The sequence below is a fragment of the Burkholderia sp. WAC0059 genome, assembly GCF_002870125.1.
In the GTDB taxonomy this organism is placed as follows: Bacteria; Pseudomonadota; Gammaproteobacteria; order Burkholderiales; family Burkholderiaceae; genus Paraburkholderia.
This window is the reverse complement of sequence record NZ_PNEO01000001.1, coordinates 98,324-111,263: the sequence shown is the minus strand read 5'-3', so window position 1 is coordinate 111,263 and position 12,940 is coordinate 98,324. Positions and strand designations below refer to the sequence as shown.

Sequence of the window (12,940 nt, the reverse complement as noted above, 5' to 3'; positions counted from 1 at the left end):
CGGAACTACGCCTTTCGCGAATAGTCTAGCTCGCTGCGTTCGAACTTGTGTGAACGTCGCGACGCGCCCGAAGCGGCAGTCGCATGGCTACAACACCACGAGCATGCGAGGCGAACGGGCCGCCGCAAAACGCGGCTTCGGCCCGTGCCGCCGATATATCGCCGATATAATGACCGGCTTCTCCCTGGAGAACGCGCGGCCTGTCGGGCGCGTGCCTTTTTTCGGAGCATTCAGGAAAGAGATGAAGAAACTTGCCGTGCCCCTGCTGTTCATCCCGCTTGCGCTCGGCGCATGTGCCTGGTTTCAGAAAAACCCCGACGCGAGCAGGCTCGTCATCGACAAAACCACTTCCCGCTCGGTCAACGACGTAATCGCCTGCCTGACGGTCGAGGCATCGAAGCACGACACGAGCTTCAGCACGTCGGCGGCAACGCAGGGCGCGACGATGCTCCAGTTCAGCGACTCGACCGTCATCCTGCTGCGCGCGGCCGGCAGCGGCACGACCAGCTACCGCGTTTTCGCGGCCGGCCATCCGTCTTCGGCCAGTTGGATCGGAAGCTCGAGCGAAACCTGCGCACCCTGACGAAATAACGAAACTAATGAAGCGGGCCGCCGGCAGGCGCTGCGTTTAAATCCGGTTACGCGTTGTGGCTTGCTGTAACACAATCGGGGCGAGTCTTAAGAATCGTTTAAGTCTTCCTCCGCACCATCGTCGAACCAGAAAGCAGCAGGAGGTGCCCATGCCCAAGCAGGACCCGACGACGATTGCAGAACGCCCGCTCGCGGCCGCCCGGAATGCGAGTCCGGCGCCCGCCCCCGTCCGCCCCGCGAAACGGACGATATTGCGCCGATTGCTCGGCCATCACGAACTGGCAACCTTGCTGCTGTTGCTGCACGCGCCGATCGACGCGCACGCGAAACCGGAGATCCCCATGCTCCAGGAAGCGGGGCTCGTCGAAACGGTCGCCCAGGACGTCGGGACGCCGCAGATTCGCCTGACGCCCGAAGGCAACGCGGTCCTGCAAGGGCTTGGCCTCGCCTGATTTTCATTCCTGCCAATGCCCTTCGCCGACGCGCCGCGCGCGTCGGTCTTCCCCTCCCCGCCTCGCTGGCCGCCCCGGCCGATCCTGTAGAATGACCCGCTGAATTTCGTCGTCGGCTCGTTCTCCTATCCGGACGAACGCGTTCCCGCTCCGGCGCCCCATCCCGCGCCCGCCCCGACGACCGCCACGCCCCACGCGTCCCGCGTGTAACGATCCATTTCATCCCGACTTTTCCGGCATGCAGGCAACCGACCTGAACGGCGCCGCGGCAGCGCGTGCGCTCGCCCCTCGCGACTACAAGACCCTGGCGCTGGCCGCGCTCGGCGGCGCGCTCGAGTTCTACGACTTCGTCATTTTCGTGTTCTTCGCGCCGGCCATCGGGCAGCTATTCTTTCCCGCGTCGATTCCCGACTGGCTGCGGCAGTTGCAGACGTTCGGCATTTTCGCGGCGGGCTATCTGGCGCGTCCGCTCGGCGGCATCGTGATGGCGCACTTCGGCGACCTGCTCGGCAGAAAGCGCATGTTCACGCTGAGCGTGCTCCTGATGGCGCTGCCCACGCTCGCGATGGGCCTGCTGCCGACCTACGCGGCAATCGGCAGCCTCGCGCCCGTGCTGCTGCTCGCGCTGCGCGTGCTGCAGGGCGCAGCCGTGGGCGGCGAAGTGCCCGGCGCCTGGGTGTTCGTCTCGGAGCATGTGCCGCAACGCCATGTCGGCTATGCCTGCGGCACGCTCACGGCGGGGCTCACCGCCGGCATCCTGCTCGGCTCGCTAATCGCGACGGCAATCCATCGGCAGTTCGGCCCCGCCGAAGTCGTCGCCTATGCCTGGCGCATCCCGTTCCTGCTCGGCGGCCTGTTCGGCATGGTTTCCGTCTATCTGCGCCGCTGGCTTCACGAAACGCCGGTCTTCGCGGAGCTCCGGCAACGCCGGTCGCTCGCTGACGAAATCCCGCTCAAGGCCGTGCTGCGCGATCACGGCCGCGCGGTCGTCGTCTCGATGCTGCTCACGTGGATGCTGTCGGCCGCCATCGTCGTCGTGATTCTGATGACACCGTCGCTGCTGCAAAAGCAGTTTCGCCTCGACGCCGCGACGACGCAGCTCGCGAACTGCGTCGCCACGCTGTGCCTGAGCATCGGCTGCGTCTGCGCCGGCTCGCTGGCCGGCCGCTTCGGCGCGCGGCGCGTGCTGGTGCTCGGCGGCATCGTGCTGGCCGCGTCGTATGCGCTGATGTTCCGGCAACTGGCCGTCGCGCCCTCGCTGCTGATACCGCTCTACGCGGTGACGGGCCTCTTCGTCGGCGTGGTCGGCGCCGTGCCGGTCGTGATGGTGAACGCGTTTCCGGCGGCCGTGCGCTTCTCGGGCATCTCGTTCTCGTACAACGTCGCCTACGCGATGTTCGGCGGCCTGACGCCGATCGTCGTCGCGCTGATGATGAAGTCCGAGCCGGTCGCGCCCGTGCTCTACGTCGGCGCGGTCTGCGCGCTCGGCGTCGTCACCGCGTGCTTCGTCAAGGATTCGCCCGCCGGGCGGCGGACACAACGCTGAAAGGCCGGACGGCCGGGTGGGCCTCGTCCACCCGCCGACCTCCCGGATCGAACGAAGCCTACAAGCTCGTTTCCTGAATCGACCCGGTGCTGACGGCCTTGTCGATCAGACCGGCGTCCTGGGCCTTGCGGATGGCATGCGCAATCAGCCGGTCCGGGTCCTCGAGCTCCACCTTCAGCATGCCGATCAACCCCGACGCGTCGAGGATCACGAGCGTCTTCGCCGAATCGGCATAGCTGATCAGGATGCGGCGCGAGCCGTCTTCGGCAAGGCTCGCGCAGAGCCGCTCGGTTTTACCGCCCACGTTGCAATCGAAGGTCTGTATCAAGGTCCGCTCCTCGAGTTCATCCGCGCAGCAGGCCGCCGCGCGGCGCGCGCAGGCCGTCCACCGATACGCGTCCTGCGCCCGTTACGGCCAGCAGCAGGAAACCGCCGGCAATCGCCACATTCTTCCAGAAATGGACGATCGCATCCTGTTGCAGCGCGGTAGCGGCGATGTTCCAGAAGTCGTGGCCGAACACGGCAGCCACGACGCTGTACACCGCCAGCACGAATGCGACGAAACGGGTTCGCACGCCGAGCACGAGCGCGAAACCGCCCAGCAACTCGACCGCGACCACGGCCGGCGCGGCGATCTGTGAGAACGTCACGCCCCTCGTCTGCAGCCAGCCGACGAACCCCGCGTATCCCAGCAGTTTCATTGCCGCGCCCCAGAGAAACAGGATGGCGAGCGCCACGCGGGCAACGAAAATGATCAGGGAATCGAAGGGACGCGTCATCAGGGCACTCCGGTGGGCAATAAGGAGATGACCGCCGCGCACACGGGCAGTTCCCGCGCGCCCCGGAGTGGAATGTGAAACGCGATCCGCGGTCGGCGCCATGCGCTTGCATGACCGCTCGCCGCGGACGACGAAAAGAACCGGCTAACCGTCAACGACAATGAAGCGCCCAACCATCAGTTGAAGATGGAGTCGCGAGCGAACCGCCAGGCACATTCGAGAGCCGCGTCACGGCTGGGCACATTGCGCCGGATAGCGAACGATCCACCTGAAAAGAAAAAGGGAAACGCGCCGGCGGCAGGCACCGGACCTCGCCGATCACGCGGATCTTGCAGAAAGAAGACCGACCCGGGACGCACTCAATGCCGATGATGCATCCAGTGCCCGCGATGCTCGTCGAGCCATCGGGTCAGCCGCGCCTCGATCCTGCCGCGGCTATGTCTCGACACGCCCCAGATCGCGGCGCTGATCACCAGCATCACGGCTGGTCCCAGCAAATAGGCCACCACCATCTCGCTCATGGCACGCTCCTCGCCATGTATTCGCCTTCGTCATCTCGATATTTTAGGCGATGGCATGCGCGCTACCAGTGCCGCTTCGGCCGCACCGTGGTCGACGCCGCCAGGCCCGCCGCCCCGCCCTGAGCGCGCGTCTTCGCGCGCGGGCCCGGCGGAGCCCGCGCCGTTCCGACCCCTGCCGCACGGAGCAGGAAGAACATCTGACAAGTTGTAACAAGTTTATCGGCTAAAGAGCGAATAAGGCAGGCGGAACTTCTTACTTAGCCAACCTGTTTTTTTTGAAATATTTATTCAACAAACTAATTGTATACACTCTGTGCGTCGGCAAACCGACCGGGAAGCGGACCGGGCAGGATTCGCCTCAACGCCATACGGCACGGGCTCGGCGCCCTCGCCGTCGGCCTGGACGGCGAGCGTCGACGCAATCTTGACGTTCAAGACAATTAGATGAAAAAGTTACCGAAATTCGGAAGTTTTTTTATTGACCTGTTTTTGAAAAGGGATTGCTTTCCGGGATAAGTCCTCATACAATTTGCCTCAAGGTGTTACGAGTTGTAACACCTTGTATCAAATGATCGGGGTCTGGTCAGCAACGGCAAAAACACCCGATACATGACAAAGTCATAACGGCAACTAATGCCGGCGGTTAATTCGGGGCTTCGGGAAACTGGGAAATGGACCGTAGCAGCGAGACGCTGGAGTCAATCCGCGAAATCAATCTGTCGTACATCATGCTCGCGCAGCGCATGCTGCGTGAGGACAAGGCCGTTGGCATGTTCCGGCTAGGCCTGTCGGCCGAACTGGCCGATCTGCTGGCCGGGCTGTCGCTCGCGCAGATCGTCAAGCTGGCGTCGTCCGACCAGCTTCTGTGCCTGTTCCGCTTCAACGACCACACCATGCTGTCGGCGCTCACGCAGACCACGCGGCACACCGACGTGGGCTCGACCCATGCGGCCATCCTGCTCGCGGGTCAACCTGCCGAGCAGTTCGCATGACAAGGGAATCGGCCGTCATGTCGACGAAGCGCAGCCTGACCGAAGACGCCCAGGAAGTATTCCGCGCCATCGCGTTGATCGAGCTGGGCGCGCGCATGCAGGTGCTCGAAAGCGAGCTGACCCTCTCGCGCGACCGGATGATCCGCCTGTACCGCGAGATCAAGGGCGTATCGCCGCCCAAGGGCATGCTGCCGTTCTCGGCGGACTGGTACATGACGTGGCTCGCGAACATCCACGCGTCGCTGTTTTACAACACTTATCTGTTCCTGAAGAACGAGGCGCGCTGCTCGCATCTCGACGCGCTGACGAAGGGATTCCGGCTCTATCTCGAGCACTGCCGCCACGCCGGCACCGAACCCGTCCTTGACCTGACGCGCGCCTGGACGCTCGTGCGTTTCTTCGAGGCCGACATCCTCCAGCTCACGCCCTGCTGCCGTTGCGGCGGCAAGTTCGTCGCCCATCGCCACGACCTGCAGCACAACGTCGTGTGCGGCGCCTGCCAGCCGCCCTCGCGAGCCGGCAAGACGAAGAAGGCCGCCGCCGCGCGGCGCGACGCCGACGTCAACCGCGCGGCCGATCCGGCCGCGGACGGGATCGCCGAAGCCGCCTGATCTTTTCGGGCGAGCCTTTTCGGAACCTTCTTCCCCTCGGGACTTCCATTCGACGCCGCGGACCGGGACCATCCGGTCCGCGGCGTTGTGCCGTATGGCCGACCGATTTCTCAGTTTCCGCTCAGTTTCCGGTAAACGTCTGCCAGGCCAGCCACAGGTTCGCGACCGTGATCACGACGAAAAGCAGCCAGGCGAGCAGCCGCGTCGGGAACCGGTTGGCGAACGCGCCCATCAGTGCGCGATCGTTGGTCATGCGGATCAGCGGCCAGAGCGCGAACGGCAGTTGCAGGCTCAGCACGACCTGGCTCGCGACGAGCATCGTGCCCACCGCGCCGTTGCCAAGCAGCGCCACGCCCGTCAGGGCCGGGATCAGCGCGAGCGTGCGCGTGATGAGCCGGCGCTGCCAGCACGGAATCTTCATCTGCAGGAAGCCTTCCATGATGACCTGGCCCGCCACCGTGCCCGTGAAAGTCGAGCTCTGGCCCGAGGCGAACAGCGCGACGGCGAACAGCACGGCCGCCGCGCCCGTGCCGACGATCGGCGCGAGCAGCCGGTAGGCATCCTCGATCTCCGTGACCTGGTTGTGCCCCGTCGCGTGAAACGCCGCGCCGGCGAGAATCAGGATCGCCGCGTTGATGAGCAGCGCGACGACGAGCGAGGCGATCGTGTCGATGCGCGACATGCGGATGGCCATGCCGATGCTCGCGGGATCGCGCTTTACCGCACGGGTCTGCACGATCGACGAGTGCAGATAGAGGTTGTGGGGCATCACGGTCGCACCGAGAATGCCGATCGCGAGATAAAGCGGCTCGCTCGACGAAATGGCCTGCCACGACGGGATGGCGCCGAGGAAGACCGCGGGCCAGTGCGGCTTCACGAGGACCAGCTCGACGAGATAGCCGACCCCGACGGTCGCGATCAGCCCCAGCATGATCGCTTCGAGCGTGCGGAATTTCTTGCCCTTCAGGCCGAGGACGATGAGCGTGTCGAAGGCGGTCAGCACCACGCCGACGAGCAGCGAGCAGTGCAGCAGCAGATGGAACGCGAGCGCACCGCCGAGCACTTCCGCGAGATCGCACGCGATGATCGACACTTCGGCGAGCAGCCACTGGACGATCGCGACGGGGCGCACGTAACGGGTGCGCGATAACTGGGCCAGGTCCTGGCCGGTGACGAGGCCGAGCCTCATGCTCAGGCATTGCAGCACGATGGCCGCGAGGCTCGAGAGCACCACGACGAACAGCAGGCTGTAGCCGTAGCGCGAGCCGGCCTCGATGTCGGTGGCCCAGTTGCCCGGGTCCATGTAGCCGATGGAGATGAGCAGTCCGGGACCCGCGAACTGCAGGATCCGCTTCCAGAGCGGCGCGTGCGTCGAGACCTCGACGCTGCCCTGCACTTCCGAGGGGCAAAACGGCGCCGTGGCCGTGGTCGGTAATCTGAACTCCAACGGATGATCCTCGAGAGTGACGCGGCGGCGGCCGCAATCTGGCCCCTCAAGTGTACAGCGTCGGCTCCGGCAGGTCCCCGGTCAGCGCATAACGGCCCACGGCGCGCACGCGATAGTCGAGCGAATCGTGCAGTGTATGGACCCGGGCATTGCGCCAGAAGCGGTCCAGCGCCAGCGCGGCGGCCGTCGCCCGCGCGCCGCAGGCATCGAACAACTGCTCACCGAGATCGAGCGCGGCGCGATGCGCCACGATCTTCGCCTCCGACACCGCCAGCGCGACTTCGGCGCGCGCCGATGCCGAAAGGCGCTCGCCCTCGCCCCATGCGTTCTCGAGCATCGATACGGCGCGACCGGCCAGCGCCGACGCGCTGAGCGCCTTCACCCGCATTTCGCCGAAGCGCTGCAGCATGTAGGGATCGTCCGTCGCGCGCTCGATGCCCGAGTTCACCCAGGGCCGCCCATGCTCGACCACCCACGCGCGCGCCTCTTCGAGCGCGCCCTCGGCGAGGCCGACGAACAGGTTGACGAGCACGAGCTGCGCGACGAGCGTGCGCAGCGTCGTGCGCGGATGCTCGGGCCGATGCAGCACCTCGTCCGGGCGTACCGTCACGCCGTCGAACGAGACGGTGCCGCTGTCGGTCTGCCGCTGGCCGATCGGGTCCCAGTCGTCGTGCACGGTAATGCCCGCGCGCGCGGTCGGCACCACGGCGAACACCGGCTCGCCGCTGGCCTCGTCGTGGGCACTGATCGTCATCATCTGCGAGCCGAACGTGCCGGAGCAAAAGCCCTTGCGCCCGTCGAGACGCAGCCCGCCGTCGGGCGTCGCATGCGCGACGAGACGCGTATCGAGCGGATTGACGGCATTGCCCCACCACCAGCCGCCATCGACCGTGCCGCGCAGATAACGCGCGCGCTGCGCCGCGTCGCCCCACAGATCGACGCTTGCGATCTGCAAATACTGAAAGCCGAGCAAATGCCCGAGCGCGCCGTCCGCGCGGGCCAGCGCGCGAACGACGCCGAACAGCTCCGACCAGTTCGCGCCCGCGCCGCCGTATTCGCGCGGCACGGAAAGCGTGAGCAGTCCGGCGTCGGCGATCAGCTTCTTTTCGTGCGCCGCGTGGCCGCCCGCGCGGTCGCGCCTGGCGGCGCTTTCGCGCAACGCCGCGACCAGTCCGGCGAGGCGCGCTCCCAGTTCCTGCCCGTCCTGCGCGCGTGCCTCGGCAGGTCCGCGAGGATCGTTCATACCCGACTCCCGATTGGTTCAAATTCCGGTAACGCCGCGCGCAGGCCCGAGGCCGCGCGCCGGTCGGCACCACACACGATCGATATACGGCGAATCCCGGCAAGATACAACGAACGCAGCGTGCCGGTCTGCAGGCGCGCGCGGGATTTCTACCGGCGAGCACAGCACATCGCAACGACCGGCCGCGGGCTGCCGCCGGCGATCATCGACACCGGCAGACCCGGAAAAATCCCGGAAAGAGTCCGCCGCGAACGCGGCGCATAGCAGAGCATGACGACGATATCCGCGCCCGGCAGACCGGCGGCGCCGTCGATGCGCCAGGCTCATGCCCGGATGAAGAAGACATGACGCGCTCGCCCGCTCCGTGTGGGGCGCAGCCGATGATAGAAACACCGGCGAATGCGGTCTACGAACGGATTGCGCAAAGCAAATCGCCCTTGCTGATATGGCCCGGCGCGCCGTTCCGGATTGTTCCGGAAATTCGACAATTCTTTTCGCGGGTCGGCGATTTATCGGCGTCGCGGCGGCGTCTACAGTCACGACTGTCCATTGCCAGCATCACTTGTCAGGATCTATTGCAAGGAGCACGACATGACCCCCGCCATCCCCTCGGAACTCGACAACTGGGACAGCTCGACGCCGGTCTGGACGCCGTTTCGCGGCGTATCGCAGGCGTAAGTACCGACCGTCCGCGCCGGCACGGCGCGAACGGCGCTGCGTCAGCGCTCGATGAAGTCCGGCTCGAAGAACACCCAGCGGACCTGCGGAAACGCGGCCTGCAGGTCGGCCTCGATGCGGTTGATCGCGTCGACGAGCGCGCGGCTCTGCGGATAGTCGATCATCTCGGCCTGCACGGCCACCATCACGTCCTTGCCCCACTGCAGCGTGATGAGATTGATGACGCCGCGAATCTCGGCGCGCGCGCGCAGAAACGCCTCGATGTCCCGCCGCACTTCGGGGCTCGCCGATTCGCCGGCGATCATCGACTTCACCTCGCGCGCCACGAGGCCCGCGATCACCATCAGCAGGATGCCGATTCCGATCGAACCGCAGGCGTCGAAAAAGGAGTAGCCGGTCGTCACCGTCAGCAGCACCGCGACGAAGGCGATCGCCAGACCCGCGAGCGCGGCGATGTCCTCGCCCGCGACGACGAGCAGATCCGATTCGCGCGTTTCGCGAAACCAGCGCCATAGCGATTTGCCCGGATGCTCGCTGCGGATCACGCGCAGCGCGCCCATGAGCGACAGCGTTTCGAGCACCACCGACACGCCGAGCACGCCCAGCGCCACGTAGACGTGCTGGAGCGGCTCGCGCGCGATCAGCCGGTGCACGCCCTCGTACACGGAGAACGCGCCGCCCGCGAAAAACAGCATGAGCGCGACGAGCAGCGAATAGAAATTGATCTCGCGTCCCGTCCCCATCGGGTGCAGCACGCTGACCGGGCGGTTTGCCTCGCGCAGGCCGAACAGCAGCAGCAACTGGTTGCCGCAATCGGCGGTCGAATGGATCGCTTCGGCGAACATCGAGCCCGAGCCCGTAAACGCGGCAGCGGCGAACTTGCAAAGCGCGATGCCGACGTTCGCGGCGAGCGCATACAGAATCGCTTTCGGAGATTCCGCGCTCATGCGACCTCGGCACGGGCCGACCGCGGCATCGACGCGGCGGCGCGCAAGAACGGTTGCGCGGGGAAGCGCAGTCCCGGCGGCGCCGGAAAAAAGCATGGGGTCATCGTGATCGGCCAGGGCGAAATCAATGTGCCCTATTATCGGCCAAATGCTTCGGTGAACGGCGGATGGTTGCCCTCCGCCCGACGCCTCGCCTGCCCGCTCAGGCGGATGCCTTCACCGGCATCCGCGCCAGCGACCATGCCTGCAACACGGAGCAGATCCATTGAGGATCGTCGTGGGGCAGATCGTGCCCAGCCCACGGATGGACGAGGTGCGTAGCCTGCCATGCCTCGGCGAGACGCGCCGAGCAGGCCGGATGCACGAGCCGGTCGTGCTGCGAAGACAGCACCAGTACCGGACAGCGCGGCACGCCGGACGCGGCGAACCGCGCCGCCGCCCAGAGCTGGCGCCATGCGTTGCTTCGGCTGACGGGCGCGCTCGCGCGCACGGCGCACCAGGCGGAAAGATCGGCGGCCACCGTGTCGCGCCGGTTGCAGGTGAGCGCATGCACGCGTCTTTCCACGGCTTCGGCGGCCTGCCAGCCGGACGCGATGCGCGCCACGGCGAGCCACGCACGCACGCGCAGTCTTTCGTGGACGCCGCCGTACGGCCGCATGCTCGTGTTCACGAGCGCGAGGCACTCGACCTCGTCCGGATAACGCAGCGCCCACCCGGCGGCGACCATGCCGCCTAGCGACATCGCCAGCAGCCGATACGGGCCGTGCGCACCGCACCGCCGCACGGCAAGGCGCACGAAGCCGACCAGCGCGGCCACGTCGGCGGGCGAGCGCAGCGGCGCATAAACGCCGTTGCCGGGCAAATCGACGGGCAACACCGGCGAGCCTTGACCGACCGACTGCGCGAGCAGCGCCGGAAAATTCCCCCAGTGCCGCGTTTCGCGCGTCAGGCCGCGCAACAGAATCCAGGTGCTCATGGCGCCTCCCGAACGCCCCAGCCGCCGGGCCGGCCGTACCAATAGCCGATCGCGCGCTGCATCAACTGCTGACGCTGACCGCCCTGCGGCAGCCAGCGCGCCGCCGAAAACGCCGCGCGCGCGAGAAACTCGAACAGGTTCGCGTGCCGGCGCAGCACGCGCGCGGTCCGGTGCGCCTTCACGGGATTGAAGATGCCCTGGCGCGAAAAAATCTGTCGCGGGTTCTTCTTGATCCACAGCCACGAACCGAGCTCGAGCGTCAGCGGCAGGAAAACGTTTTGCCCGGGCGCGCGATCGTAGGCGCAATCCCAGAGGTCGCCGTGCAACAGATACTGGTGGCTTTGCGGCTCGAACCGATAGCCGTGATGCGGATGAGCGCCTTCGAACATCGTCTTGAGCGCATACATCTCGGGCAGATGACGCATGAGCTGACGCGTGCGCGCATACGGAAACCAGATGCTGTCGCGCCAGCCATAGCCGGAATGGCAGTCGAGCGCGAAACTCAGCGGGCGCCGCGCCAATTCCTCGTCGACGACGCGCAAAAGCGCCTGCGCCTCGATTTCCATCGGCGCGTTGCGCCGGCCCCGATACCAGGGCAGCCACGAGCCGACGCGCTGCCCGCCCGCGAGAAACGGCACGGGCGCGTCGGCGTCCTGCGGCGCGTTGCGCATCAGGTCCACGCCGTGCGGATTGGCGCGCGTCGCCTGCCACATGCCGCCGGGATTGACGATCGGCATGAAGATGAGCCGCACCGATTCGAGCTGGCGCAGCAGCAGCTCGTCCCACGCGAGCCGGCCGAGCAACGCGCGCATGTAGTCGAGCACGAGCTGCGAGCCGATGCGCTCGAGCCCGTGTATGCCGCCGAAAAACCCGATCGCGGGCGCGTCCGGCGCGCGCGAGCCGACGCCCGCGGCATAGAGCGTGAACGTGCGCCCGCGCACCGACGTCTCGCCGAGACTGCGCACATCGAACCAGCGGCCACCGTCGTCGAGCAGTATTTTCAGCGCCTCGTACTCCGCAAAGCTGTCGGGAAGAAAACTCAAGGCCTGCATGGCTGCACCGGCTTGCGCGGACGGGTTATCGGGGACAGCACGGTAGACGTCTTCCAATATAGCCGCCCCAGCGGTCATTTCGCGTGACAGTGGCCGATGTCACGGCGCCGTCACAACCGGGCCGCGGCCTCGCATACGGAGAGTTTAGATATCTAGTCGTCTAGATGTCGAGACACATTCACCGAACCGTCATAGTCGCTTCCTAGAATGAGCCCACTCACCGGCCGTCGCCGGCATTTCGCAATGGACTCCCAATGGACGCGATCCACATCGAACGCCTGTCGAAGACCTTCGGCAACGGCCGCAAGGGACTCGATGAAGTCAATCTGCGCATCGGCACCGGCGAGATGGTTGCGCTGATCGGCGCGTCGGGTTCCGGCAAGTCGACGCTGCTGCGGCACATCGCCGGCTTCACGGCCTCCGACGCCCAGCCGTCGAAAATCTCGATTCTCGGCCGCCCGATCCAGCAGAACGGCCGCATCGTGCGCGAAGTGCGGCGCATCCGGCGCGACGTGGGCTTCGTCTTTCAGCAGTTCAATCTCGTGAACCGCCTGTCGGTCGAAACCAACGTGCTGATCGGCTCGCTCGCCCGCTTGCCGTTATGGCGGCGCATGACGGGATCGTTCCCGCGCAACGAGCGCGCACGCGCGCTGCAGGCGCTCGTCGAAGTCGGCATCGGCGAGCAGGCCGCCGAACGCGCCTCGACGCTCTCGGGCGGCCAGCAGCAGCGCGCCGCGATCGCGCGCGCGCTCGTGCAACAGGCGCGCCTCGTGCTGGCCGACGAACCGATCGCCTCGCTCGATCCCGAATCGTCGCGTCGCGTCATGGAATTGCTGCGCAAGCTGAACACCGAACACCAGTTGACCGTGCTCGTCTCGCTGCACCAGGTCGATATCGCCATGACGTACTGCCCTCGCACCATCGCGCTGCGCCAGGGCCGCGTCGTCTACGACGGGCCGTCCGCGGCCCTCACCCCCGAACTCCTGCAGCAGTTGTACGGCGCCGCCGCGCAGGAACTGCTGGAACCCGGCGACGCCGAATCGGCACCTGCACCGTCCTCCCCGACCTTCGGGCTCGTGTCGCATCCCGTGCATTAAACGAAGTC

The 12,940-nt window shown here is 66.3% G+C and carries 15 protein-coding genes; 7 read left to right on the top strand and 8 right to left on the bottom strand.

Annotated elements, in window-relative coordinates; all coding sequences use genetic code 11:
• Positions 1-241: 241 nt before the first annotated feature.
• The 3 genes from CY652_RS00525 (at position 242) to CY652_RS00515 (ending at position 2,589) form a co-directional block, all read left to right on the top strand.
• Positions 242-583: a hypothetical protein gene (locus CY652_RS00525; protein ID WP_102128997.1), complete on the top strand. Its 342-nt coding sequence runs from the start codon at positions 242-244 to the stop codon at positions 581-583.
• Between the two features lie 157 nt (positions 584-740).
• Positions 741-1,043: a hypothetical protein gene (locus CY652_RS00520; protein ID WP_258002127.1), complete on the top strand. Its 303-nt coding sequence runs from the start codon at positions 741-743 to the stop codon at positions 1,041-1,043.
• A 238-nt stretch (positions 1,044-1,281) separates the two neighbouring features.
• Positions 1,282-2,589: an MFS transporter gene (locus CY652_RS00515; protein ID WP_102128727.1), complete on the top strand. Its 1,308-nt coding sequence runs from the start codon at positions 1,282-1,284 to the stop codon at positions 2,587-2,589.
• 58 nt (positions 2,590-2,647) lie between these two features.
• Here CY652_RS00515 and CY652_RS00510 read toward each other — a convergent pair whose 3' ends face one another.
• The 3 genes from CY652_RS00510 to CY652_RS24320 all read right to left on the bottom strand — a co-directional run bounded on the left by CY652_RS00510 (position 2,648) and on the right by CY652_RS24320 (position 3,889).
• A complete protein-coding gene (locus tag CY652_RS00510; protein ID WP_102128726.1) occupies positions 2,648-2,917 on the bottom strand; it encodes a hypothetical protein in 270 nt (89 codons plus the stop codon).
• A gap of 16 nt (positions 2,918-2,933) precedes the next feature.
• Positions 2,934-3,368, bottom strand: a complete 435-nt coding sequence (locus CY652_RS00505) for a DoxX family protein (RefSeq protein WP_102128725.1) — start codon at positions 3,366-3,368, stop codon at positions 2,934-2,936.
• A gap of 359 nt (positions 3,369-3,727) precedes the next feature.
• Positions 3,728-3,889, bottom strand: a complete 162-nt coding sequence (locus tag CY652_RS24320; RefSeq protein WP_180970352.1) for a hypothetical protein — start codon at positions 3,887-3,889, stop codon at positions 3,728-3,730.
• 671 nt (positions 3,890-4,560) lie between these two features.
• On the opposite strand from CY652_RS24320, the gene flhD reads away from it, so the two are divergent.
• Together flhD and flhC are read left to right on the top strand one after the other, a co-directional pair.
• On the top strand, positions 4,561-4,881 hold the full coding sequence (gene flhD, locus CY652_RS00500) for a flagellar transcriptional regulator FlhD (protein ID WP_102128724.1): 321 nt from the start codon (positions 4,561-4,563) through the stop codon (positions 4,879-4,881).
• The gene (flhC, locus tag CY652_RS00495; protein ID WP_258002126.1) at positions 4,878-5,492 is read left to right on the top strand and encodes a flagellar transcriptional regulator FlhC; all 615 of its coding nucleotides are present in this window, start codon (positions 4,878-4,880) and stop codon (positions 5,490-5,492) included. Before flhD ends, flhC begins: the two co-directional genes overlap by 4 nt.
• Positions 5,493-5,613: 121 nt before the next feature.
• Here the strand turns inward: flhC and CY652_RS00490 are convergent, their stop codons facing one another.
• Both CY652_RS00490 and CY652_RS00485 read right to left on the bottom strand, forming a co-directional pair.
• Positions 5,614-6,939, bottom strand: a complete 1,326-nt coding sequence (locus tag CY652_RS00490; RefSeq protein ID WP_102128722.1) for an Nramp family divalent metal transporter — start codon at positions 6,937-6,939, stop codon at positions 5,614-5,616.
• 46 nt (positions 6,940-6,985) lie between these two features.
• Entirely contained in the window at positions 6,986-8,182 is a 1,197-nt protein-coding gene (locus CY652_RS00485; protein WP_102128721.1) for an acyl-CoA dehydrogenase family protein, read from the bottom strand.
• A 549-nt stretch (positions 8,183-8,731) separates the two neighbouring features.
• Here CY652_RS00485 and CY652_RS24700 point away from each other — a divergent pair.
• Positions 8,732-8,860: a hypothetical protein gene (locus CY652_RS24700; protein ID WP_258002125.1), complete on the top strand. Its 129-nt coding sequence runs from the start codon at positions 8,732-8,734 to the stop codon at positions 8,858-8,860.
• A 41-nt stretch (positions 8,861-8,901) separates the two neighbouring features.
• Here CY652_RS24700 and CY652_RS00480 read toward each other — a convergent pair whose 3' ends face one another.
• The 3 genes from CY652_RS00480 to CY652_RS00470 all read right to left on the bottom strand — a co-directional run bounded on the left by CY652_RS00480 (position 8,902) and on the right by CY652_RS00470 (position 11,835).
• Positions 8,902-9,807 carry a cation diffusion facilitator family transporter gene (locus CY652_RS00480; protein WP_102128720.1) on the bottom strand — a complete coding sequence of 302 codons (906 nt, stop codon included), beginning with the start codon at positions 9,805-9,807 and terminating at the stop codon, positions 8,902-8,904.
• 202 nt (positions 9,808-10,009) lie between these two features.
• Positions 10,010-10,783: an alpha/beta fold hydrolase gene (locus CY652_RS00475; RefSeq protein WP_102128719.1), complete on the bottom strand. Its 774-nt coding sequence runs from the start codon at positions 10,781-10,783 to the stop codon at positions 10,010-10,012.
• A complete protein-coding gene (locus tag CY652_RS00470) occupies positions 10,780-11,835 on the bottom strand; it encodes a M14 family zinc carboxypeptidase (RefSeq protein WP_102128718.1) in 1,056 nt (351 codons plus the stop codon). The genes CY652_RS00475 and CY652_RS00470 overlap by 4 nt, the downstream gene beginning before the upstream one ends.
• Before the next feature lie 254 nt (positions 11,836-12,089).
• On the opposite strand from CY652_RS00470, the gene phnC reads away from it, so the two are divergent.
• Complete coding sequence (phnC, locus tag CY652_RS00465; RefSeq protein ID WP_102128717.1) at positions 12,090-12,932, top strand: phosphonate ABC transporter ATP-binding protein; 843 nt, start codon at positions 12,090-12,092, stop codon at positions 12,930-12,932.
• Positions 12,933-12,940 lie beyond the last annotated feature (8 nt).